A 23223-nucleotide genomic window follows, 5' to 3' on the forward strand; every position below is an offset into this window, starting at 1 on the left:
GCCCGCGCTTGTCGCGGGCATCCATGCCTTGACGTTGCGCAAGGCCTGACGGCGTGGATGGCCGGGACAAGCCCGGCCATGACGAAAAGGGACCGTGCCGTGTCCGTGCCGCTCACGGCCTGAACGAGGCCGGCCGGTCGACCTCGGAACTCGATGCGCGCAGCGAGACGGCGTAGCGCCCGCGGCTCATGCGGGCGAGCAGGATGACGGGCACGAGGCCGAAGACGACGATGAGCAGGGCGGCCACCGCGCCGTCCTCGTAGGTGCCGCGCGAGGCCTCGGCATAGAGGTGGGTCGCCAGCGTCTCGAAATTGAGCGGCCGCAGCAGCAGCGTCGCCGGCAGTTCCTTCATGCAATCGACGAAGACGAGCAGGGCCGCGCCGAGGAGGGCGGGGCGCACCAGCGGCAGGTGCACGCCGAACATGGTGCCGAGCCGGCCCTGTCCCAGCGCCCGCGCCGCATGGTCGAGCGAGTGCGGGACCTTGGAGAGCCCCGCCTCGATGCCGCCGTTGGCGATGGCGAGGAAGCGCACGACATAGGCATAGACGAGCGCCACGCCCGAGCCCGAGAGGATGAGGCCCGTCGAAATGCCGAAAAGGTTGCGCATCGCCCCGTCGACCGCATTGTCGAAGGCGGCGAGCGGCGTCAGCAGGCCGATGGCGAGCACCGTGCCGGGAATGGCGTAGCCGACGCTGGCGAGCCGTGCCAGGACATTGGCCTCCCGCCGCTGCACGATGCGCGCCGTATAGGCGACGACGAGGCCGAGCGCGATGGTGACGGCTGTGGCGACGGCCGCCATCGTCACCGTGTTGATCGTCTCCTCGAGAATGCCGGGGGAGATGCCGGCGAAGGACACGCGCTTGTAGGCCTCGTGGGCGAGGTGCAGCGCCGGCACGCAGAAGCCGAACAGGACGGGCAGGAAGCCGACGGCCAGCGCGCCGAGCCCGCGCGCGCCCGCGAGCCGCTGCGGCACGAGCCGCCGCGCCTGCTGCGCGGCCGCCGCGTAGCGCTGGCGGCGCCGCGCCCAGCGCTCGATGAGGATGAGGGAGATGACGAGCGCCAGCATGACGAGGGCGATCTGCGCCGCGCCCGGCAGGCTGGAGCGGTTGATCCAAGTGGCGTAGATCGACACCGTGAGCGTGCGCACGCCGAGGAATTCGGAGGCGCCGATGTCGTTGAGCGCTTCCATCAGCGCAAGGCTGGTGCCGACCACGATGGCGGGGCGGGCGAGCGGCAGCGCCACGTGGAAGAAGACGCGCCGGCGCCCGTGGCCGAGGGTGCGCGCCACCTCGACGAGGCTCGCCGCCTGCATCAGGAACATCGCCCGCGTCGACAGGTAGACGTAAGGGTAGAGCACCAGGCTGAGCAGGAGGATGCAGCCCCACATCGACCGGACGTCGGGAAACGGCAGGTCGCGCGGGTTGCTGATCCCGAACAGCGTGCGGATGGCCGTCTGCACCGGGCCGATCGGGTGCAGCACGTCGAGATAGGTATAGGCGACGATGTAGGTCGGGATGGCGAGGGGCAGCAGCAGCGCCCAGTCGAGCACCGATCGTCCCGGGAAGTCGTAGGCGGTCACGAGCCAGGCCGTGCCCGTGCCGAGGACGATGACGAGCGCGCCGACGCCGACGAGCAGGATCGCCGTGTCGCGGATCGCCTGCGGCAGCACCGTGTCGACGAGATGCGGCCAGAGATCCCCGGAACCCTGCGCCGCGAACCAGGCGAGCGCCGCGATGGGCGCGACGACGCCGAGCGCGATCACGCCCGCAGCGGCGAGCCAGCCGGAGAGCGGAGGCAGGGTGAGGCGCCGTGGTGCTCCGGCGCGTCCCTCGCCGGCGGCGGCAATGGTCATCGGGCGGCTGTCCCGCTGCGCCGTTCCGACCGGAGACCGGCCTCCGCCGGCACGGGACGGAAACGAACAATCCCGGAGCGCTCAAGGAGCGCACCGGGACGGGGAAGCGTCCGCTTGGGGCTGGTCATCGAAACCTCGTGCGGAAGGCAGGCGAAGGAGCTTCGCCTGCCTCGCTGCCGCTCAGTTGTCGAAGCCGACCTTGTCGGCGAGCTCGCTCGCCGCCTTGCGGTGCTCGGCGATGTCGGTCAGCAGGGCCGGATCGACCTTCAGCTCGCCGAAGCTCGCGATGATCGGGTCGGCCTTCACGCCGGCCTTCACCGGATATTCGAAGTTCGCCTGGGCGTAGAGCTCCTGCCCCTCGTCCGACACGAGGAACTCGAGCAGCTTGACGGCCTCGCCCTTGTTCGGCGCGTTCTTGGCGATGGCCGCGCCGGAGACGTTCACATGCGTGCCGCCGTTGGCGAAGGTCGGCAGCACGACCTTGATGGCCTCGCCCCACTTCTCCTGGTCGGGGCCACCCTTGCCGGAGCGCATCAGGCCGACATAGTAGGAATTGCCGATGCCGATGTCGCAGATGCCGCCGAGGATGTCGCGCGCCACCTCGCGGTCGCCGCCGCCGGCCTTGCGGGCGAGATTGGCCTTGACGCCCTTCAGCCATTCCTCGGCCTTCTCGGCGCCGTCCTTGGCGATGGCGGTCGCGAAGAGGGCGGTGTTGTAGGGATGCTGGCCCGAGCGGATGCAGACCTTGCCCTGCCACTTGGGATCGGCCAGCTCCTCATAGGTGAAGGCGTCGATGTTGGTGCGGTCCTTCGAGGCGTAGAGCACGCGGGCCCGCAGCGTCAGGGCGAACCAGTTGCCGTCCTTGTCGCGCAGGTTGGCGGGGATCGCCTCCTCCAGCACCTTCGACTGAACCGGCTGGGTGACGTTGCGGTCGACGAGATCAATGAGGTTGCCGAAGTCGACGACCATCAGCACGTCGGCCGGCGAGTTCTGGCCCTCGGCGGCCACGCGCTCGCCGAGCCCATCCTTGACGAAGACGGTGTTGACCTTGACGCCGGTCTTCTCGGTGAAGGCATCGAGCAGCGGCTTGATGAGCCCGGGCTCGCGCGTCGTGTAGAGGTTGACTTCCTGGGCGAGCGCCGCGCCCGCGGTCATCCCCGCGGCGACGAAAGAAACGGCCCCGATGAGCCTGCGAGCATAGCGTTGCATGATTGTAGCCTCCCTCGATCCGGGACCGGGCCCCAGCCTCGATCGCAACTTGCGTATGAAGAAAGGCGTATGCCGCCACGGGCGGGGCGCGTCAACAAAATAACCAATCAAATCAATAGTTTATAATCTCTCTAAAGAGGGGTCGTGCGAGAAGCGGGTGCCGACGGCGGTGTACCGGTGCGCTGCGGCATCGGTTGCGCTTGCCTTCCCCGCGGCGCAGGCGCGATCATGGTTCAAGGTGGCGTGGCTGTGCGATGGCATGCCGCGGTGGCGTCGCAAGGTTGGGGGAGACGATCATGGCAATGCCCGATGGCTTCAAGCGCATCACGCTGCACCTGGCGCGCTCGCGGGAGTTCCCGCAGGGGTCCGCCCGCCATGGCTATGAGATCGTCGCCCCGCTCGATGCCGCGAACCACCTCGACGTGGAGGCCTGGCGCAAGAACCGCGAGGCCTGCCGCGTGCGCCGCTTCTGGGCCGGCGAGCGGACGGAACTCGGCCATCTCGTCCATCGCGCCGGCGGCAAGGGCGGCTCGACCTGGGTATTCGACTATGACGCCGCGGCGGCCGACGACGACGAGGCCGGCTTCCGGCTCGGCGATCACGTCTGGGTGCCCGGGGAATATGTCTCCATCCGCGACGACGAGGGCGAGATGCACACGTTCCGCGTGGTCACCGTCGACCAGGTCGCCTGAGCCGCCGTCGACCGTGGATGGGCTCTCCCTCACGCCCTGTGAGGGGATGCGGTGTCATAGCGCGCCCGGGATGCATCGGCCCGGGCACGACTATCCACCGCAACGTCATGCCTTCCACTGGATCTCGCCTGCCAGGGTGGTTGACCGGGAATAAATCGCGCTCTATATGCAGGCCACCAGCGACGGTGATCGAAAATCGTCCGGCCCGGCTCGATCCGCCCGGAATAGATTATAGAAATCAACGTCCTCGTTGGGGGATAGTTTAACGGTAGAACAGCGGACTCTGACTCCGTTAGTCGTGGTTCGAATCCACGTCCCCCAGCCATCCTCAGCTTCAAATCCATCGTCCCTTCATCGAGCGGCTTCACGGCCGTTTTGCAACGCGTTTCGGCGCTTCTGCGCCGATCGTCGGGCGGGCTTCCGCCGCACACGCGTCAGGGCAGTCCGCTGCGCAGCCAGTTGATGGCGAGGGCGATGAGGGCCGCGAGCAGCATCACGGCAAGGATGATGAGGCAGCCGCTCGGCCGCATCTCACGGACATCGTCCGGCGGCTCCTGTTCCGGCCAGTTGGCCATGGCCATCTCCCATCTGCGAGGGCGCCGCGCCACGCGTCGGCGCGCGCGCCGTTGCGGATTATGCACGGTCTGTGCCGGATGCCGACGGCAAAGCCGCTGTCCCGCATGCCGTACTGAGACATGCGGCCGCGGTGCGCCTCCGGCTCCACCGGACGTATGGACCGGACGAGCCGGATCGCGCGCGGCCGACGCCCGAATTGTGTTCGAACACCTGAACACATGTGATAACTCCAACCCATTGTGTGCGTCGGAGCGGGTATGGTCGGAACGTCAACCGAGGAGGTGGAGCGGCTTGCGCAGCGGCTCATGCAGGAAAGCGCCTCGGCCACGCGCCTGTCATCGCGCGAGCGGATGGTGACCGCTGCCAAGATGCTCCGGGCGCTCGCCCGGGAACGGGACCAACTCGCCTCGGCCTCCGACGCCCACCGGCCCGGCGGGCGCTTGCGAGTGTTTCTCGAGAGGTTGCTCCGCGGCCGTTGAGGCCGTACCGGCTGCCCCCAATCAACGCCTGGCTCACGCAGGGGCCTGACGCCGCCGGCCTGCGAGCGGCTTTTCCCGATCCCTAGCCCCACCGTTCTGCTGCGGCTTTTTGGCTTTGCCCAAAAAAGTTGGAATTGCGGCGAGACTGCCCCACAAATCGGCGATATTCCAAGTCGGTATTATCGGAGGAGCCGTCCGATTCGGGCGAGGGGCTCATGTCATGCGTATTCAACGGGGGTTGACGGTCGTCATTACCCTGCTTGCGGCGATCGCCGTCGCAATGCAGGTCGATATGTCTGGCCTGCTGGCTGCGATGGAGCGCGGCTTCGGGCGGGAGACGATCTTCGCTTTCTTCTGTATATTGTTGAATTTCTACCTGTCCTTCGTGCGCTTTCGCTATTCCTTCAAGGCGCTCGGCATCAGGGTGCCCGTGGGCCAGGCAGCGCGTGCCTTCGTGCTCGGCCATCTCGGCAATCAGCTCATCTTCAGCGTGGTCGGCCAGGCGGTGGGACGCTCCGCGGTTCTCGCCGGCGCGGGCGTTTCTCCTTCGGCGATCACCTTCCTCAGTTTCCTCGAGCGCATGATCGCGCTCGGCTCGCTCCTCCTCTTCGCGCTGGCCGGGGGCGCCTATACCCTCGGCCGGATCGTGTTCGACGTTGAAGGCGGCGGGGGCTACTTTGCCTATTTCGTCCTCTCGCTGATCGCGGTCGTGCTGCTCTACGGCTTCGCCAACCTGCGCCAGCTCAGGCGGCTCTTCGCGCAGCTGTCGGGACAGCTGGCATGGTCGGTGCTCGCCGGATGTTTCTTCATCTCGGTCATCGCGCATTGCGCCATGCTCGGCGCCTTCTATGCGCAGTTCTCGGCCTATGGCGAGCCCGTGCCGACTGTTGCGGCGCTCGCCGCCCTGTCGGTGGTCATGTTCCTTGCCGCATTGCCCATCAGCTTTGCGGGCTGGGGCATCCGTGAGCTGAGCGCGGCGCACGTGCTCGGCGCGCTCGGCGTGCCTGCGGCGGTGGGCGCTGCGGTCGGGGTCGCCATCGGGCTCCTGTCGCTCGTCCTCGTCATCGGCTGCCTTATCGCCGTGCCGTTCATGGCGATCAGGCCGAAGCCGGTGACGGCCAGCGCGCCGGCGCCGCAGATCGTGGCCAGCCGCAACGACATCGACCGGCTCTTCGCTGCGCTCGCCGCCTTCTTCCTGCCCGTCGCCGTGGTGTTCCAGCTGCGGGTGCCGATGCCGAGCCACTGGCTGAACGTGAACCTCGCCGATCTCCTTGCCGTGTCGGCCTCCGCGGTGCTGGCGCTGACCTGGAGCTGGACGCGCCCGCTCGTGAGCCCGGCCCGCTGGGTCGTGCCGCCGCTCGCGCTCCTCTCCGCCGCCATCGGCCTGTCGCTGGTGCTCGGCTATGTCCTTCACGGCTTCCTGTCGTGGGCCTTCGTCAACCGCACGATGGGCTGGTTCGTCATCCTGTCCTATTTCGGCGTCGGGCTCCTGCTGTGGGCGCACAGCGGCCGGGCACGCCTGCTGCGCGCCGTCCATCTGGTCGTCAGCGCGGTCAGCATCGTCGCCGCGCTCCAGATCGCGCTCTACCTCGTCGGGACCTACACCAGGCTCCTGCCGGCCGGCATCAATCTGGTGCGGCTCGAAGGCTATCTGGCGGACAGCAACGCCTTCGCCTTCCAGTGCGTCATCGCCTTCATCGCCTTCTTCTGCCTCAGGGCCATGGCCGCCGTCAGCGGGCACAGGGCGGGCATTCACCTCGCACCCGCCGTTCTCGTTGCGGCCGTCGTGCTTGCCCAGTCGCGCACCGGCTGGGTCCTGATGGGCACCGCGGTCGTTCTCACGGCCTTCTGGATGCCGGCGGTGCGCCGGGAACTGGCTTTGTCCATCGTGGCAGGGCTCGCTTTCATCGCGGCCATCCCCCTCGTCGAAATTATTGTCCAGGTCGCCATGTCGCTGCTTGCGCCGGCGGGCGGCGGGGGCGGCGGGGGCGGCGTTGCAGAAGGCGCGCTCGTGCAGACCTTCGCGCAGGGCATGGAGCGCGCCCACGCCGACAGCGAGCGCTGGGAGACCGTCTGGCGTGGGCTCGAGCTGTGGCGGGAGGCGCCCGTCTTCGGCCATGGGCTCGGCGGCTTCATCCACGACCGTCTCGTGCAGGGCAAGACCAGCCAGGTCATCCACAACGTTCCCGTCTGGGTGCTGGCGGAGATGGGGCTCGTCGGCTTCGTGATGTTCGCCGCGGCCCTGCTGCTCTTCGTCCGCGGCCTCGTCCTCCAGCGCACGGCGCCCGGCGCGGCCGTGCCCGCCAACGCGGCGCTCATCTGCCTCGCCGTCTTCTGCCTCGGCGGCCTGACGCAGGATTTCTTCTACCAGCGCCTGTTCTGGTTCGTGCTGGGGCTGATGGTGCCGCTGGCCTGCAGCGCTCCCCGCCGGCCGGCGGTCGGCACTGCTGCCCCGAGGCCGGCCTGACCGGCCTTCCCGGATCAGGTCGCCCTGCGCGCTTGGCACGGGCTGCCCCTCTATGTAGTCTGATTGCGAATGGATCGCGCAGGCGTGCCGCATGGCATGCGGCGCTTGACCGGGATATTTCGACCGTGACGGTCATCGACGACCTCGGCGCCTTTGAGGGCGCATCGCCGGTTCCGCCCCTCGAAACGCGCCAGTCGCGGGGGCCGGAGGCGCTGCGCGAAGGCTCCGGCTCGCACGGACGGTCGCATCGGCGCGGGCCGCGCCGCCGTTTCCGCAACCGGGACGGCAGCGGGCCGGCTTATGCGGCGCTCGACCTCGGCACCAACAATTGCCGCCTCCTCGTGGCGGAGCCGACGCGCGGCGGCTTTCGCGTGGTCGATGCCTTCTCGCGCATCGTGCGCCTCGGGGAGGGCCTCGGCACGGCCAATGTCCTCGGCGAGCCGGCCATCGGCCGTGCCATCGAGGCGCTCAAGATCTGCCGGGCCAAGATGGAGGCGCGCGGCGTCACCCGGGCACGGCTCATCGCGACGGAGGCCTGCCGCTCCGCCACCAACGGGCCTGCCTTCGTCACGCGTGTCGCCCGCGAGACGGGGCTGACCCTCGAGGTCGTCGACCGGCGGACGGAGGCCTTCCTCGCCGTGCGCGGCTGCGCCAGCCTGCTCGACCCGCAGGCGGACGGCGCCATCGTCTTCGACATCGGCGGCGGCTCGACCGAGATCGTCTGGGTGTCGGGCTTTGCCGGCGGCCTCAACGAGGATCCCGGCAGCCATGTGCAGGCGTGGGAATCGCTGCCGACCGGCGTCGTCACCCTGGCCGAGCGGCACGGCGGCATCGACGTGACGCGCGACATCTTCGAGGCCATGGTGGACGAGGTGTCCGGCCTGCTCGCCGGTTTCGCGGATCGGGCGCACGGGGCGAGCCGCGGGCGCCACTTCCATCTTCTCGGCACCTCCGGCACGGTCACGACCATCGCCGGCGTGCATCTCGACCTGCCGCGCTACGACCGGCGCCGCGTCGACGGCCTGTGGATGGCCAATGTCGACGCCACCCGCGTCATCGAGCGGCTGATCGCCGCCGAATACGGCGAGCGCGCCGCCAACCCCTGCATCGGCCGCGAACGGGCCGACCTCGTGCTCGCCGGCTGCGCCATTCTCGAGGCCATCCGTCGCGCCTTCCCTTGCGAGCGGCTGCGAATCGCCGACAGAGGTTTGCGGGAAGGCATCCTCATGGGCCTGATGGGCGAGGATGGCGTCTGGCAGAAGGGTGCGGCACGGTGAGTGATGCGGGTTCCGGCGGCAAGTCCGGGCGCAAGGCAGGGGGCGCGAAGGCGGGCGGCGCGAAGGCCGGCGGCGGTGGGCGCGAGGGCCCGCATGGCCTGAAGGTGCGCGTCAAGACGGCCGGCAAGCGCTCCGTCGCCTCCACACGCTGGCTGGAGCGCCAGCTCAACGATCCCTACGTCGCCCGCGCCAAGCGCGAGGGCTACCGCTCGCGCGCCGCCTACAAGCTCATCGAGATCGACGACAAGTACAAGCTCTTCAAGCCGGGCCAGCGCGTGGTCGACCTCGGGGCGGCCCCCGGCGGCTGGTCGCAGGTCGCGGCGCGCAAGGTGGGCGTCGAGGCCGGGCGCGGGCGCGTCGTCGGCATCGACCTGCTCGACATCGAGCCCATCCCGGGCGTCGTCTTCGAGCAGCTCGACTTCCTGAGCCCCGAGGCGCCGGAACGGCTCGTCGCCATGCTCGGCGGGCCAGCCGATGTCGTCATGTCCGACATGGCGGCCAACGCCACCGGCCACAAGAAGACCGACCACCTCAAGATCATGGGCCTCGCCGAGACGGCGATCGACTTCGCCCGCCAGGTGCTGGCGCCGGGCGGGATCTTCCTCGCCAAGGTGCTGCAGGGCGGCACGGAGAGTTCCCTCCTTGCGGACCTGAAGCGCGACTTCGCCACCGTCCGCCACGTGAAGCCCGCTGCGAGCCGCGCCGATTCTGCCGAGCTCTACGTGCTCGCGACGGGCTTCAGGGGACGCGCGAAGGACGACGCGCAAGATTCTGAAGAGACTCGCTGATCGGCGCTGGTTGAATCAGTTTCTGAACGGCTTGAATCGATCTCTCAGCAACTTGAATCGGTGTTTGAGCGCGCCGCGGCAGGCTGCAATTGCGCGTGGCCGGCAAGGCCGCGATCAAAGGACCGCGTAGTCGGATCCGTCGTTGCTGGCAATGGGATAGCTCTGCTTGATCGCCACGCCGTCCCGGAACGTGATCGAATGGTAGTGCTCGCCGGGGTCGTCCTTGATGATCATGAAATTCCGGGCGAGCCGGTCGGCTGTGAAGGCCGGCCCCATCATCCGATACGTCTGCCAGATGAGGTCGTGTTCGCAGGTCGCGGTGACCTCGCCGGCATAGCTGCGGACCTTGACGCCGGGCAGGGCGGCGGACAGCCGGGCGCCGAAGGCCGTCGACCAGAGCCGGCCCGGGTCGGCGGCTTCGAGGCGCTGGCGGCTCCCCCCGGGCGCGAGGCTCGCCGAATGGCATGCGACCAGGCGCACGCTGTGCAGCCGGTCGGCGGCGGTCCACGTGCGGATGGTCGCGGCGAGTTCCTCCGGCTTCACGGGCGACCCGTTCATCTCGATCTGCTGGCCCTCGATGCCGTGGCAGGCGATGGTCAGGCGCGTCAGGTCCGGGAACTTCCGGTGAGGCTCCGTGAAGGCATATGCGTCGGGATGAACGGCTTTCAGCTGCATGTCGTCTTCCGGGGTGATGAATGTCCGTCCATCCATTATTCCGGCTGCAAGGGGCAGCGATCCACACCGGGATCGGAAGAACTGTCTTGCGGAATGCTCGGTCGTGTGGCGTTGCGGAGAATGCGGACAGCCGGCCGGCCGCAGCCGATCGCGTCGTGATCGCGAGAACTTGTTTGCGACTTCACCCGGCGGGGCCGGGTCGATGATTGCCTCCGGCGCCGCATTGTTGTCTGACGGAGAACGGACGCAGGGGAGCCTCGCAATTGTTGACCGGCGAAGTCGCGATCAGGCTCGGCGCCTTTGTCGCCGTCTTTGCGGCCATGGCGCTGTGGGAGGTGCTGGCGCCGCGCCGGCACGATCTCGCCGACCGGCCGGTGCGGTGGACGAACAACCTCGGCATCCTGCTTGTCGACGCGCTCGTCGTGCGCCTCGTCGCGCCGGCCTCGGCGGTCGGCATCGCGCTCGCCGTCGAGGCGAAGGGCTGGGGGCTGCTGCCGCTCCTCGGCGCGCCCTATTGGCTCGCCTTCCTCGTGAGCGTCGTGATTCTCGATCTCGTCATCTACGCGCAACATGTTGTCTTTCATCATGTTCCGCTGCTCTGGCGCCTGCACCGCATGCACCATGCCGATACGGTGATCGACGTGTCGTCGGGCGGGCGCTTCCACCCCGGCGAGATCCTCCTGTCGCTCGCCATCAAGGGCGTCGCCATCCTCGTCCTCGGCGCGCCGGCGGCGGCGGTGCTCGCCTTCGAGGTGCTGCTCAACGCCACCTCCATGTTCAACCACGCCAACATCCGCATTCCCGCGAGGCTCGAGCCGGTGCTGCGCTGGCTCGTGGTGACGCCGGACATGCACCGGGTGCATCATTCCACCCTGCGCCGCGAGACGGACAGCAACTTCGGCTTCAACCTGCCGTGGTGGGACAGGCTGTTCGGCACCTATCGCGCCGAGCCGGAAAAGGGGCACGATGCCATGACGCTCGGGCTCGATGAGTTCCGCGACCCGCGCGAGCGCTGGCTCGACCGCCTCGTCACCCAGCCCCTGCGCAACGGGGACCAGGGTTGAGCGCAGCGCCCTTGCTCCTGCCGGTTCCAGCCCTTATCCGGGCTGCAGATCCGACGGGAGGGCGCTCATGAACCTGCTTTTCGACCTCGACGGCACCATCACCGACCCCAAGCCCGGCATCACCGGCGCCGTACGCTATGCGCTCGCGACGCTCGGCAAGCCCGCGCCGGCCGAGGACGATCTCGCCTGGGTCATCGGCCCGCCGCTGCGGGATACGTTCCGCACGCTGCTCGGCGAGGCGCTGGTCGAGCCGGCGATCGGCCTCTACCGCGAGCAGTACGGCGCGACCGGCTACAAGGACGCGCTCGTCATCCCCGGCATGCCGGAGACCCTCGACAGGCTCGCCACGGACGGCTACCGCCTCTTCGTCGCCACCTCCAAGCCGCACTTCTACGCGCGGCGCGTGCTCGCCCACTTCGGCCTCGACAGCCGCTTCATCACCATCCACGGGGCGGAGCTCGACGGCACGCACGACAACAAGGGCGAGCTCATCACCTACATCCTCGCGACGGAAGGGCTCGCCGCGGCCGAGACGCTGATGATCGGCGACCGCGAGCACGACGTCCTCGGCGCCGCCCGCAATGGCGTGCCCTGCATCGGTGTCGCCTGGGGCTACGGCAGCCATGCCGAGCTGACCGAGGCGGGCGCGCGCCACATCTGCGCGGCGCCCGGCGAGCTGCCGGACGCCATCACCGGTCTCTTCGCGCCGGCCTGAGGCCTCAGCGGCCCGGCATGTTGTCCTGCACCGCCTCGGCCGTGATCTGCCGCGAGGTGCGCACGTGCCCCGAAACCTCGGCCCCCGCATCGGGCGCGAGGCGCAGCCAGTAGGCGAGCGAGGTGAGGGAGACGAGCGTGACAATGAGGAAGGCCGGCGCGAAATCGCCGGCCGTCAGGCCGTCGGTGCCGCGCACATAGCCGGTCGCCTCCAGCGCCAGCGCCCCGATGGCGACGCCCATGGAGAGCGAGATCTGCTGCGACACGCTGGCGAAGCTCGTGGCGAGGCTCATGTCGCGGCTCGTCACGTCCGCATAGCCGACGGCATTGATGCTGGTGAACTGCAGCGAGCGGAAGAACCCGCCGATGAGCAGCACCGTGATGATGACGACGTGCGGCGTCTCGGGCGTGAAGAGGCCCGTTGCCGCGAGGAAGGCGCAGGCGATCACGCAATTGACGACGAGCGTGCGGCGGAAGCCGAACATGCGCAGGATGCGGGCGGCGAGCGTCTTCATGAACATGGCGCCGGCCGCCGCGGCGAAGGTCAGGAGGCCCGACTGCAAGGCGCTGAGCCCGAACCCGAGCTGCAGCATCAGCGGCAGCAGGAAGGGCACGGCGCCGATGCCGATGCGGAACAGCGACCCGCCGACGACGCCGGCTCGGAAGGTCGGGATGCTGAGGAGCGCGAGATCGAGCACCGGATGCGCCGCGCGCCTGGCGTGACGCCAGTAGAAGAAGAGCATCACCGCGCCGGCGATGACGAGCAGCACCGACACCTCCTCCGAGACGAGGTGCCGCCCGCCGGTGGCGAAGCCCATCATCAGCGCCGAGAGCCCGATGGCGGTCATGGCGAAGCCGGCGAGGTCGAGCGGCGGCACGTCCTCCTCGCGCACGTTCTCGATGAAGACGCTGGCGAGGACGATGCCGACGAGGCCGATCGGGATGTTGATGAAGAAGATCCAGCGCCAGTCGAAGAAGGTGGAGATGAAGCCGCCGAGCGGCGGGCCGACGACCGGGCCGATCATCGCCGGGATGGTGAGATAGGCGAGGGCCTGCACCATCTCGGCCTTCGGCACCGTGCGCAGGATGACGAGGCGGCCGACCGGCACCATCATCGCCCCGCCCATGCCCTGCACGAAACGGGCGAAGACGAACCACTCGAGCGAATTGGCGAGGGCGCAGAGCAGCGAGCCGGCCATGAAGATGAGGATGGCGGCGCGGAAGATGGTGCGCGCGCCGAAGCGGTCGGCCATCCAGCCGCTGACGGGAATGAAGACGGCGAGGCTGACGAGATAGGAGGTGAGGGCCAGCTTGAGCGCGATGGGATCGACGGCGAGGTCGCGGGCGATCACGGGCAGGCTCGTCGCCAGCACGGTCGAGTCCATGTTCTCCATGAACAGGGCGCAGGCGACGATCAGCGGGACGAGGACGTTGCGTGACACGGCAGGACCCATCGGGCGGGAGCAGCAGACCAACGGCCCGTTGCGGTGGGTGGTTCCTCTTAGCACAGCCCCCATGCGCCGGTACCGCGACCACCGGGCAGGTCGTCTGTGACCTATGCAACCGCTGCAGGTGAGGGATGGCGCGTCGCGCTGCGGGCAAGTGGCGGCGACATGGACGGGAGCCCGCCCAACGCCTGCGGAAGCGGGGCGGGGGCGCCCGGCGAGATATTTCCGCGCGCAGGTGGCACACTTTTCGCACGGCACCGCAACATGCCACTCGACGCGCCTGCCACAGGCGTGTTACAGGCCGCTGCCAACTCAACGACGCAGCCCGAGCCCGATGAGTCCCGCAGCGGGCTGCCGAAACGGCCATGAAAGGGTTGGCGATGCCGGTCATCCGCGACGGTTCCTTCCGCGAAGCGCTCACCTTCGACGACGTCCTGCTGCAGCCGGGCCATTCGGACGTCCTGCCCAGCCAGGTCGCCGTCGGCACGCGGCTGACGCGCTCCATTTCCCTCAACATGCCGATCCTCGCCTCGGCGATGGACACGGTGACCGAGGCGCGCATGGCGATCGCCATGGCACAGAACGGCGGCATGGGCGTCATCCACCGCAACCTCACGCCCGAGCAGCAGGCGGACGAGGTGCGCCTCGTCAAGAAGTTCGAATCCGGCATGGTGGTGAACCCGGTCACCATCCACCCCGAGGCGACGCTGGCCGAGGCGCTGGCGCTGATGAAGAACCACGGCATCTCCGGCATTCCGGTGGTCGAGCGCGGTCCGGGCGGCCACAATGGCAAGCTCGTCGGCATCCTCACCAACCGTGACGTGCGCTTTGCCGACAATCCGAACCAGAAGGTCTCGGAGCTGATGACCAAGGACCGTCTCATCACGGTCCGCGAAGGCGTGAGCCAGGACGAGGCGCGGCGCCTGCTGCACCAGTTCCGCATCGAGAAGCTGCTCGTCGTCGACGATCACTACCGCTGCATTGGCCTCATCACCGTCAAGGATATGGAGAAGCAGGTCACCTATCCGAATGCCGCCAAGGACGACCAGGGCCGCCTGCGTGTCGCCGCCGCCACGACCACAGGCGAGGAGGGCTTCCTGCGCGCCGAGATGCTCATCGACGCCGGCGTCGATGTCGTCGTCGTCGACACCGCGCACGGCCATTCGCAGAAGGTGCTGGACGCCGTCACCCGCGTGAAGAAGCTCTCCAACGCCGTGCAGGTGGTGGCCGGCAATGTCGCGACGGCGGACGGCACCCGGGCGCTGATCGATGCCGGCGCCGACGCCATCAAGGTCGGCATCGGCCCCGGCTCCATCTGCACCACGCGCATCGTGGCCGGCGTCGGCGTGCCCCAGCTCACCGCCATCATGGACGCGGCGAGCGTCGCCGCGGCGCAGGACGTCCCGATCATCGCCGACGGCGGCATCAAGGCCTCGGGTGACCTCGCCAAGGCGCTCGCCGCCGGGGCCGAATGCGTCATGGTGGGCTCGCTCCTCGCCGGCACGGACGAGACGCCGGGCGAGGTCTTCCTCTGGCAGGGCCGCTCCTACAAGGCCTACCGCGGCATGGGCTCGGTCGGCGCCATGGCGCGCGGCTCGGCCGACCGCTACTTCCAGCAGGACATCAAGGACACGCTGAAGCTGGTGCCCGAGGGCGTCGAGGGGCAGGTGGCCTACAAGGGCCCGGTCTCGAGCGTGCTGCACCAGCTCTCCGGCGGCCTTCGGGCGGCGATGGGCTATGTCGGCGCGAAGGACCTTGCCGAGTTCCGCGAGAAGGCGACCTTCGTGCGCATCACCGGCGCGGGCCTGCGCGAGAGCCACGTGCACGACGTCACCATCACGCGCGAGAGCCCCAACTACTCGACGCGCGGCTGAGCGGCGGGGGCAGGGCCGTGCAGGACGATCCGCGTCGCCATATCGCCGCCGTCGGCGGGCTCGAGGTGCTCTTCGTCATGGCGACGGAGCAGGAATACGGCGTGCACCTCAGGGAAAAGATCGATCCGCTCGTCACCGGCGTCGGCCCGGTCGAGGCCGGCATCGCCGTGGCGGCGGCGCTCGCCTCGCTCGCGCATCACGAGCGGCTGCCCGATCTCGTCTTCACCCTCGGCTCCGCCGGCTCGCGCACGCTCGACCACGCTGGCGTCTACCAGGTGGCGAGCGTCTCCTATCGCGACATGGACGTGTCCCCCCTCGGCTTCGAGAAGGGGCGGACGCCCTTCGTCGACGAGCCGGCGGTCATCCCCATCCCCCACCGCATCCCCGGCATTCCCGCGGCGAGCGTCTCCACCGGCGGCAACATCGTCTCGGGCGCCGCCTATGACGCCATCGCGGCCGATATGGTCGAGATGGAGACCTTCGCCGTGCTGCGCGCCGCGCGGCGCTTCGGGCTGCCCATCGTCGGCCTGCGCGGCATCAGCGACGGCCGCTCCGAACTGACGAAATTCGAGGACTGGACCGAGTACCTCCACATCATCGACGAGCGCCTCGCCGCGGCGCTCGACATTTTCGCCGAGGCCGTGCGGGCCGGCACCTTCACGCTTCACAAGAAAGCGCCATGACGCCCGCCGCCCGCATTGCCGCCGCCGTCGAGGTGCTCGCCGACATCGAGGCGCGCCGCCGCCCGGCCCCCGACGCGCTGAAGGACTGGGGCCTCGCCCGCCGCTTCGCCGGCTCGAAGGACCGGGCGGCCGTGGCGAGCCTCGTCTACGATGCCCTGCGCTGCCGCGCCTCCGCCGCCTTCCTCATGGGCGCCGAGACGCCCCGCGCCGTCGTCATCGGCATGCTCGCCCGCCTGCGCAACCTCGATGCCGCGGCCATCGCCGGCCTGTTCTCCGGCGAGCGTCACGCGCCCGAGCCGCTGACGCAGGAGGAGGCGGCGCGCCTTTCCGTTCCGCCATCGCTCGCCGATGCACCGGCGCATGTCGCGGGCGATTTCCCCGAATGGCTCGCGCCCTCCTTCGCCGCCGCCTTCGGCGAGGCCGCCATCGACGAGATGCAGGCCATGGTGGCGCGCGCGCCGCTCGACATCCGCGTCAACACGCTCACGACGACCCGGGAGGCCCTGGCCGGGGAGCTCGAGCACTTCGCGCCGCGGCAGACGCCTCATTCGGCCGATGGCCTGCGCTTCACGGTGGGCGAGGACGGCCGCGGCCCCTCGCTGCAGAGCGAGCCGAGCTTTCTCGATGGCCAGTTCGAGATCCAGGACGAAGGCTCGCAGCTCGCGGCGCGCCTCACCCTGGCGCGGCCGGGTGAGCGCATCGTCGACCTCTGCGCCGGCGCCGGCGGCAAGACGCTGGCCCTTGCGGCCCTGATGCAGAACGGCGGCGCGCTCTTCGCGACCGATGTCGACACCCGCCGCCTCGTGCCGCTGCACGGGCGCGTCGCCCGCAGCGGCGCGAGCCATGTGGAGGTGCGCTCGCCTAAGGGCCGTTACGACCCCGCGCGGCCCGACCCGCTCGCCGATCTTGCCGGCAGCATCGACTGCGTCGTCGTCGATGCTCCCTGCACCGGCACGGGCACGTGGCGGCGCAACCCGGACGCCAAGTGGCGCCTCAGGCCCGGCGCGCTCGCCGAGCGCGTGAAGGACCAGGCTGTCGTCCTCGATCGCGCGGCCCGGCTCGTCCGTCCGGGCGGGCGCATCGCCTATATCACTTGTTCGCTGCTGCCGGAGGAGAACGACGGCGCCGTCACCGCCTTCATGGGCCGGCACGATGGCTTCGCCGTCGCCCCGATCGCGGATGTTCTCGCCGCCGCCGGCCTGCCGTCGCTGCCGCATCGCGAAACGCCTGCCGGCGGCATCCTGCTGACGCCGCGCGTGACCGGCACGGACGGCTTCTTCGTCACCGTGCTGCGGCGGTTGTGACCCTCCTGCGGGACTGCCCCGCCGCACGCACATGTGTTATTCCCTGCCGCGCCCGTTGCGCCCCGCCCCCTGATCCATTAACGCCATGTCCATGACGGCTCCTCACGACACCTCCTCCGCCCCGACCGGCGATCACGACAAGATCCTGATCATCGATTTCGGCAGTCAGGTCACGCAGCTCATCGCGCGCCGCGTGCGCGAAATCGGCGTCTATTGCGAGATCGCGCCCTTCCAGTCCGCGGCCGAGGCCTTCGCCCGCATGCGGCCGAAGGGCGTCATCTTCTCCGGCGGGCCGGCGTCGGTGCCGGATGAAGGCTCGCCCCGGGCGCCTCAGGAGGTGTTCTCGGCCGGCATTCCGCTCCTCGGCATCTGCTACGGCCAGCAGACGATGGCGCACCAGCTCGGCGGGCGCGTCGAGGGCGGCCATGCCGCCGAGTTCGGCCGCGCCGACGTCGAGATCGTCGCTCCCTCGGCGCTGTTCCAGGGCATCTGGGACAAGGGCGGCCGCTATCCCGTGTGGATGAGCCACGGCGACCGGGTCACCGAGCTGCCGGCCGGCTTCTCCGTCAAGGCGACGTCCGAGAACGCGCCCTTCGCGGTCGCCTCGGACGAGGCGCGGCGTTTCTATTCGACGATGTTCCACCCCGAGGTGGTGCATACGCCCGACGGCGGCAGGCTGCTGCGCAACTTCGTCGTCGACATCTGCGGCTGCACGCCCGACTGGACGATGGCCGCCTATCGGGCCGAGGCGATCGCGAAGATCCGCGCCCAGGTGGGCTCCGGCCGGGTCATCTGCGGCCTCTCCGGCGGTGTCGATTCCGCCGTCGCGGCGGTGCTGATCCACGAGGCGATCGGCGACCAGCTGACCTGCGTCTTCGTCGACCACGGCCTCCTGCGCCTCGGCGAGGCCGAGCGGGTGGTGACCCTCTTCCGCGACAGCTACAACATCCCGCTCGTGCATGTGGAGGCCGAGGAGCTCTTCCTGAAGGAGCTCGAGGGCGTCACCGACCCGGAGGTCAAGCGCAAGACCATCGGCCGCCTGTTCATCGACGTCTTCGAGGCCGAGGCCACGAAGATTGGCGGCGCCGACTTCCTCGCCCAGGGCACGCTCTATCCCGACGTCATCGAGAGCGTCTCCTTCACCGGCGGCCCGTCGGTCACCATCAAGAGCCACCACAACGTCGGCGGCCTGCCCGAGCGCATGAACATGAAGCTCGTGGAGCCGCTGCGCGAATTGTTCAAGGACGAGGTGAGGGCGCTCGGCCGCGAGCTCGGCCTGCCCGAAGGCTTCGTCGGCCGCCACCCCTTCCCGGGGCCGGGCCTCGCCATCCGCTGCCCCGGCGAGATCACGCGGGAGAAGCTCGAGATCCTGCGCCAGGCCGACGCCGTCTACCTCGAGGAGATCCGCCGCGCCGGCCTCTACGACGCCATCTGGCAGGCCTTCGCCGTGCTCCTGCCGGTGCGCACCGTGGGCGTGATGGGCGACTACCGCACCTACGACTATGTCTGCGCCCTGCGCGCCGTCACCTCCGTCGACGGCATGACGGCCGACTTCTACCCCTTCGACATGGCCTTCCTCGGCCGCGTCGCCACCCGCATCATCAACGAGGTGCGCGGCATCAACCGCGTCACCTACGACGTGACCTCGAAGCCGCCGGGAACGATCGAGTGGGAATGATTCGGCGTCCTTTCGGGGCTATGCCGTCTGGACCATCCCGAAGGAGCGTCTGAAGCGGCGCAAGCCGCACAACGTCTATCTCTCCCGGCAGTCCCTCGACATCATGGTGGCGCTGAAGACGTGGGCCGGAAACTCCCGCTATCTTCTGCCGTCGCGCTACGATGCCGCCGCTCCCCTGTCTCGCGCGACCTTCAACCGCGTCACGACGGCCGTGGTCGAGCGCGCGAGGAAGGCCGAACTGCCTCTGATGCCCTTCACCGTGCACGATCTGCGCCGTACAGGCTCGACGCTTCTCAACGAAGCGGGCTTCAACAGTGACTGGATCGAGAAGTGCCTGGCCCACGAGGACAACCGCTCCTCGCGTTCCGTCTACAACATGGCCGAGTACGAACGCCAGCGACGGCACATGTTGCAGGAATGGGCGGACATGATCGACGCCTGGGCCGAGGGGAAACAGAGCAGGCCGACCATCTATCCTCCCAACATGCTGGGCATCGCCGAGCACGGTCGCGTTTAGGGGCGATAAGCGGCGATACTTGACATCGCCGGTAGGTCTTCGCCCGGACCATCGCCAGGCACATGTCGGAAGCGCTGCCTGGTCGCAAGACGTGGCCGACCTGGGTAGCGGGGCTCGAGGTCGGATCGTAATCGGCACTGACCCAAGGTCGACTTTGCGGTTGCCGTGACGTGAATGGCAACTCTGCGCCCTCGTACCGGGACGTTCGGGCAATCTGCACCTTCACTTATGAGCAGACATCGCGATCGCGACCATACAAGGGGAGGAATGCGCCTCATCATGGTCGACGGAGCAGACTTGCGGAGAGTACAGATTGAACGGTGAATAGCAGTGTGCGCCGCGTCACCGGTGCCCTCCCTCTTCAACGCGCGATCGCCGCTCCTGTTTGCCAGCTCCCACGGGCTGTGCGATTTTCAGCAGCGAGCGATGGGAAGCGTTTAGGTGGGACGTTGTCTGCGAACTTTGATCATCTGAAGGAGCTCAGTATTGAACTCCATCGTCTTGGCGTGCTCGCTGAGCGCTTCTTCGCCGAAGATGCCAACACCTCACTGATCAAGAGCCGCCAGTTCGGCGAATACATGGTGAAGGAAATCGCAGCCCTCTCCGGTGTCTACGATCCGGTGGCTCGCGAGACCACGCACGATCTACTTCGACGACTTGCGGCTCAGCAAGTTCTGCCACGCGAGGTGGCGGACGTCTTCCATGCGGTGCGAAAGAGCGGCAACGAGGCGACCCACGGCTTCGGCGGCTCGCCTGCAGAAGCGCTATCAGCTCTCAAGTTTTGTCGCGCACTTGGCGTCTGGTATCGCCGAACCTTTGGCCGCGATCCGGGCTTTAAGCCAGGACCTTTCGTGCCTCCCAAGGCCTCTGCCGATGTTGATCAGGCAACGCAGGCGGAGCTGGCCTTGCTCCGAATCCAGGTTCGGGAAGCCGAGGCGAAGCTCGCCGCGGCCCATGCCTCGGCGGAAGAGCTCGCAAAGGCCCGCGCCGCGGCCCAGGAACTGGCTCGTCAGGCAGCCGCCGATAGCGTCGTCTGGGAGCAGACGGTCGTCGAGATGGAAGCCAACCAAGCCGAGCTCTCTCGCAAGCTTGCGGAGCTGCAGAAGGCGGCCGAGGCCCAACCCCAGCAGCTTCAGATGGAGCTCAAGCAAGCAGGTCTTCAGGCGGCAAGCCGTCTTGAACTTGATGAGAAGCAGACCCGTCGCTTGATCGAGGTCCAACTGGCTGATGCCGGTTGGGAAGCTGACAGCGACCGACTAAGCTACCAAGCGGGCGCACGGCCGGAGGAAGGCCGCAACCTCGCGATCGCCGAATGGCCGGCCGAAGGCGGGCGGGCTGACTATGCGCTTTTCGCCGGTCTAACCTGTGTGGGTATCATTGAGGCGAAGCGCGAGAGCGTCGATGTGCCATCTACGCTCCAGCAGGCCGAGCGGTATGCTCGCACCATCGCGCTGTCGCCCGAGAACCGCCATCCGGACGGTCCGTGGAAACACGGTCTTGCTGATCCCTTCCGGGTTCCCTTCGTCTTCGCCACGAATGGCAGACCGTATGTGCGGCAGTGGTTGACCAAATCCGGCATCTGGTACCGCGATGTGCGGCGGAAGACCAACCACTCAGTCGCCATGACAAGCTGGTTCTCGCCGAAGGACCTGTTGGACAAGCTCACCACGGATGTCGACACCGCAGCTCAAGGTCTAGCCGAAGAAAGCTTTGGCAGGGGCAAGATGCGCCCATACCAGGAAGACGCGATTGCTGCGATCGAGGATGCCGTGGCCGGCGGCCAACGCGACATCCTGGTGTCTATGGCAACCGGAACCGGCAAGACGCGCACTGCAATCGCGTTGATGTATCGCCTGCTGAAGCACAAGCGCTTCCGCCGCATCCTCTTCCTGGTGGACCGCAGGGCGCTCGGCAAGCAGACCAGCGACGCCCTCGAAACGACCGAGATCGAGGGCATGCTGAACTTCGCCCAGATCTACAAGGTCGCCGGTCTCGACAAGAAGGTTCCGGAAGACGATGACGAAGTGCAGGTCGCGACCGTCCAGTCGCTGATCGCCCGTGTGCTCAACGAGCCGGACCCCGCGAAGCGCCCGACGCCCGGCACCTTCGACTGCATCATTGTGGATGAGGCCCATCGCGGCTACACGCTGGATGCGGAGCTGCGCGAGACCGACATCGGCTTCCGCAATCTCGACGACTACCAGTCCGCCTATCGCCATATCCTCGATTACTTTGATGCCGTCAAGGTGGCGCTGACGGCGACGCCCGCGCTGCACACCCGTGAAATCTTCGGCCATCCGGTCTTCCATTATGGCTACAGACAGGCCGTCGTCGAAGGCTATCTTAACGATCACCTGCCACCGAAGCGTATCACTACGGCGCTGTCGGAAGCCGGCATTCATTTCGATGGGGGCGAGGAAGTCGAGATCATCGACCGCAAGACCGGCCAGATCGATCTCTTCGAACTGCCGGATGATGTCCCGCTGGATTACGATCTCGCCGATTTCAACAAGCGGGTCTATTCGGAAGCCTTCAACCGCATCGTCTGCCGGGCGATTGCCGCCGAGATCCCGCCGGCGAAGCCGGGCAAGACGCTGATCTTCGCCGCCCGCGACACCCATGCCGATGACATCGTGCGCCTGCTGATCGAGGAGCTGCAGGAGGAATACGGCAAGGAGGCCGTGCCGCATGGCATGGTGATGAAGATCACCGGCAATGTCGAGAAGGCCGACGACCTGATCCTGAAATTCAAGAACGACCCTTACCCCAAATACGTCGTCACCGTCGATCTCTTGACCACCGGCGTCGACGTGCCCTCCATCTGCAACCTGGTCTTCGTGCGGCGGGTGAAGAGCCGCATCCTCTATGACCAGATGATCGGGCGTGCCACGCGGCTATGCCCGGATATCGGCAAGGAGCATTTCCGCATCTTCGATGCCGTCGATCTCTATGCCGAGCTGCAGGAGATGACGGACATGCGCCCCGTCGTCGTCAAGCCGGATATCTCGCTTGGCCAACTCGTTACCGACCTGCAGAATGCCGGGACGGAGGAGGACAAGAACTGGGTCGCGGGGCAGGTGATCGTGCGCATGCGCGCCATGGTAAAGCGCATGGATGCCGAGACTCGCGAGAGCTTCGAGCGCCACGCGGGCGAGAGCCCCGAGATGGCTGTGCAACGGCTCGCCACCTGCTCCGGCGCCGAAATCGAAGCCTGGGTCTCTGCTCACCCCCGCGCCGTCGAGCTTCTGGAGCGCCGACCGCTGCGCACGGACAGGAATGATGGCGTCGTCATCTCCACCCATGAGGACGAGCTGCTGCGCATCGAGGAGATCTTCGGCAAGAACACGACGCCTGAGGATTACATCACCGGCTTCGAACGCTTCGTGCGCGAGAACATGAACCAGGTGCCGGCGCTGATCGCCGTCACCCAGCGCCCGCGCGACCTCACGCGCAAGGAGCTCTCGGAACTCGCGGGCCTGCTGGACGAAAGGAACTATTCCGAAGCCATGCTGCGCGCCGCCTATGGCCGCGCCCGCAATGCCGATATCGCCGCCCATATCATCGGCTTCGTCCGGCAGGCGGCCTTGGGCGATCCGCTGATCCCCTATGCCACGCGTGTCGACAACGCCATCCAGAAGATCGAAGCCTCGCGTCCCTGGACGCAGAAGCAGAAGGAATGGCTGCGCCGCATCGGCCGGGCACTGAAGGACAAGCCGGTAGCGGACCCGACGCTGCTCGACCAGGGCGTCTTTGCCGACAAGGGCGGCTTCAAGCGCATCTCCGAGGAGTTCGGTGGAGAACTCGACGAGGTGCTGCACGCCTTCAACGAAGCGATCTGGACGTCGCCTGCGGCTTAGGCGGCGAGCTTGAGTTGACCCCCGTCTCCCGCTCGCTACAAACGCAGCCGCGATCCCTGATCCGGTAGA

The 23223-nt window shown here is 68.0% G+C and carries 16 protein-coding genes, 1 tRNA gene and 1 pseudogene; 13 read left to right on the forward strand and 5 right to left on the reverse strand.

All coding sequences use genetic code 11. The features are described 5' to 3' along the window. Positions 1-112 precede the first annotated feature (112 nt). Both GGR16_RS03460 and GGR16_RS03465 read right to left on the reverse strand, forming a co-directional pair. Positions 113-1852: an ABC transporter permease gene (locus GGR16_RS03460; protein ID WP_019401940.1), complete on the reverse strand. Its 1740-nt coding sequence runs from the start codon at positions 1850-1852 to the stop codon at positions 113-115. 180 nt (positions 1853-2032) lie between these two features. Beyond that, positions 2033-3061, reverse strand: coding sequence for a Fe(3+) ABC transporter substrate-binding protein (locus tag GGR16_RS03465; protein WP_183315718.1), 1029 nt, complete (start codon positions 3059-3061; stop codon positions 2033-2035). A gap of 302 nt (positions 3062-3363) precedes the next feature. Here GGR16_RS03465 and GGR16_RS03470 point away from each other — a divergent pair, with 302 nt between their 5' ends. Both GGR16_RS03470 and GGR16_RS03475 read left to right on the forward strand, forming a co-directional pair. Further along, positions 3364-3753: a hypothetical protein gene (locus GGR16_RS03470; protein ID WP_019401942.1), complete on the forward strand. Its 390-nt coding sequence runs from the start codon at positions 3364-3366 to the stop codon at positions 3751-3753. Positions 3754-4004: 251 nt separating this feature from the next. After that, a tRNA-Gln gene (locus GGR16_RS03475) sits at positions 4005-4078 on the forward strand. Between the two features lie 109 nt (positions 4079-4187). Here GGR16_RS03475 and GGR16_RS03480 read toward each other — a convergent pair. Continuing rightward, positions 4188-4328, reverse strand: coding sequence for a hypothetical protein (locus tag GGR16_RS03480; RefSeq protein WP_156332765.1), 141 nt, complete (start codon positions 4326-4328; stop codon positions 4188-4190). 700 nt (positions 4329-5028) lie between these two features. Between GGR16_RS03480 and GGR16_RS03485 the strand changes: the two genes are divergently transcribed. The 3 genes from GGR16_RS03485 (at position 5029) to GGR16_RS03495 (ending at position 9340) form a co-directional block, all read left to right on the forward strand. Further along, positions 5029-7275 (forward strand): lysylphosphatidylglycerol synthase transmembrane domain-containing protein, encoded by a 2247-nt coding sequence (locus GGR16_RS03485; protein WP_082312526.1) that lies wholly within the window; start codon positions 5029-5031, stop codon positions 7273-7275. A gap of 125 nt (positions 7276-7400) precedes the next feature. Continuing rightward, entirely contained in the window at positions 7401-8552 is a 1152-nt protein-coding gene (locus tag GGR16_RS03490; RefSeq protein WP_019401946.1) for a Ppx/GppA phosphatase family protein, read from the forward strand. A gap of 98 nt (positions 8553-8650) precedes the next feature. Continuing rightward, on the forward strand, positions 8651-9340 hold the full coding sequence (locus GGR16_RS03495; protein ID WP_050996577.1) for an RlmE family RNA methyltransferase: 690 nt from the start codon (positions 8651-8653) through the stop codon (positions 9338-9340). A gap of 114 nt (positions 9341-9454) precedes the next feature. Here GGR16_RS03495 and GGR16_RS03500 read toward each other — a convergent pair whose 3' ends face one another. Next, positions 9455-10015: a hypothetical protein gene (locus tag GGR16_RS03500; RefSeq protein WP_026015100.1), complete on the reverse strand. Its 561-nt coding sequence runs from the start codon at positions 10013-10015 to the stop codon at positions 9455-9457. A gap of 266 nt (positions 10016-10281) precedes the next feature. Between GGR16_RS03500 and GGR16_RS03505 the strand changes: the two genes are divergently transcribed. Further along, entirely contained in the window at positions 10282-11079 is a 798-nt protein-coding gene (locus GGR16_RS03505; RefSeq protein WP_245258884.1) for a sterol desaturase family protein, read from the forward strand. Between the two features lie 67 nt (positions 11080-11146). Continuing rightward, on the forward strand, positions 11147-11794 hold the full coding sequence (locus GGR16_RS03510; RefSeq protein WP_019401950.1) for an HAD-IA family hydrolase: 648 nt from the start codon (positions 11147-11149) through the stop codon (positions 11792-11794). Positions 11795-11798: 4 nt separating this feature from the next. Here the strand turns inward: GGR16_RS03510 and GGR16_RS03515 are convergent, their stop codons facing one another. Further along, the gene (locus GGR16_RS03515) at positions 11799-13247 is read right to left on the reverse strand and encodes a DHA2 family efflux MFS transporter permease subunit (protein WP_183315719.1); all 1449 of its coding nucleotides are present in this window, start codon (positions 13245-13247) and stop codon (positions 11799-11801) included. A gap of 374 nt (positions 13248-13621) precedes the next feature. On the opposite strand from GGR16_RS03515, the gene guaB reads away from it, so the two are divergent. The 6 genes and pseudogenes from guaB (at position 13622) to hsdR (ending at position 23154) form a co-directional block, all read left to right on the forward strand. Then, positions 13622-15115 carry an IMP dehydrogenase gene (gene guaB / locus GGR16_RS03520; protein ID WP_019401952.1) on the forward strand — a complete coding sequence of 498 codons (1494 nt, stop codon included), beginning with the start codon at positions 13622-13624 and terminating at the stop codon, positions 15113-15115. Between the two features lie 77 nt (positions 15116-15192). Continuing rightward, a complete protein-coding gene (locus tag GGR16_RS03525) occupies positions 15193-15798 on the forward strand; it encodes a 5'-methylthioadenosine/S-adenosylhomocysteine nucleosidase (RefSeq protein WP_246372896.1) in 606 nt (201 codons plus the stop codon). Beyond that, positions 15795-17102, forward strand: a complete 1308-nt coding sequence (locus tag GGR16_RS03530) for an RsmB/NOP family class I SAM-dependent RNA methyltransferase (protein WP_183315721.1) — start codon at positions 15795-15797, stop codon at positions 17100-17102. Before GGR16_RS03525 ends, GGR16_RS03530 begins: the two co-directional genes overlap by 4 nt. A gap of 85 nt (positions 17103-17187) precedes the next feature. Continuing rightward, entirely contained in the window at positions 17188-18780 is a 1593-nt protein-coding gene (guaA, locus tag GGR16_RS03535; RefSeq protein ID WP_425486557.1) for a glutamine-hydrolyzing GMP synthase, read from the forward strand. Positions 18781-18802: 22 nt separating this feature from the next. Further along, positions 18803-19297, forward strand: a pseudogene (locus GGR16_RS03540) (tyrosine-type recombinase/integrase); the annotation flags it as partial. Between the two features lie 449 nt (positions 19298-19746). Beyond that, positions 19747-23154, forward strand: coding sequence for a type I restriction-modification system endonuclease (gene hsdR, locus GGR16_RS03545; RefSeq protein ID WP_183315723.1), 3408 nt, complete (start codon positions 19747-19749; stop codon positions 23152-23154). Positions 23155-23223 lie beyond the last annotated feature (69 nt).

The organism is Chelatococcus caeni (genome assembly GCF_014196925.1).
Classification (GTDB): Bacteria; Pseudomonadota; Alphaproteobacteria; order Rhizobiales; family Beijerinckiaceae; genus Chelatococcus_A; species Chelatococcus_A caeni.

Coding starts and splice junctions, on each gene's coding strand:
- GGR16_RS03510 (WP_019401950.1), top strand. CDS start 11,147: ATGAACCTGCTTTTCGACCTCGACGGCACCATCACCGACCCCAAGCCC.
- guaA (WP_425486557.1), top strand. CDS start 17,188: ATGTCCATGACGGCTCCTCACGACACCTCCTCCGCCCCGACCGGCGAT.
- GGR16_RS03465 (WP_183315718.1), bottom strand. CDS start 3,061: ATGCAACGCTATGCTCGCAGGCTCATCGGGGCCGTTTCTTTCGTCGCC.
- GGR16_RS03530 (WP_183315721.1), top strand. CDS start 15,795: ATGACGCCCGCCGCCCGCATTGCCGCCGCCGTCGAGGTGCTCGCCGAC.
- GGR16_RS03525 (WP_246372896.1), top strand. CDS start 15,193: ATGGCGACGGAGCAGGAATACGGCGTGCACCTCAGGGAAAAGATCGAT.
- GGR16_RS03470 (WP_019401942.1), top strand. CDS start 3,364: ATGCCCGATGGCTTCAAGCGCATCACGCTGCACCTGGCGCGCTCGCGG.
- GGR16_RS03460 (WP_019401940.1), bottom strand. CDS start 1,852: ATGACCATTGCCGCCGCCGGCGAGGGACGCGCCGGAGCACCACGGCGC.
- GGR16_RS03515 (WP_183315719.1), bottom strand. CDS start 13,247: ATGGGTCCTGCCGTGTCACGCAACGTCCTCGTCCCGCTGATCGTCGCC.
- guaB (WP_019401952.1), top strand. CDS start 13,622: ATGCCGGTCATCCGCGACGGTTCCTTCCGCGAAGCGCTCACCTTCGAC.
- GGR16_RS03485 (WP_082312526.1), top strand. CDS start 5,029: ATGCGTATTCAACGGGGGTTGACGGTCGTCATTACCCTGCTTGCGGCG.
- GGR16_RS03500 (WP_026015100.1), bottom strand. CDS start 10,015: ATGCAGCTGAAAGCCGTTCATCCCGACGCATATGCCTTCACGGAGCCT.
- GGR16_RS03480 (WP_156332765.1), bottom strand. CDS start 4,328: ATGGCCAACTGGCCGGAACAGGAGCCGCCGGACGATGTCCGTGAGATG.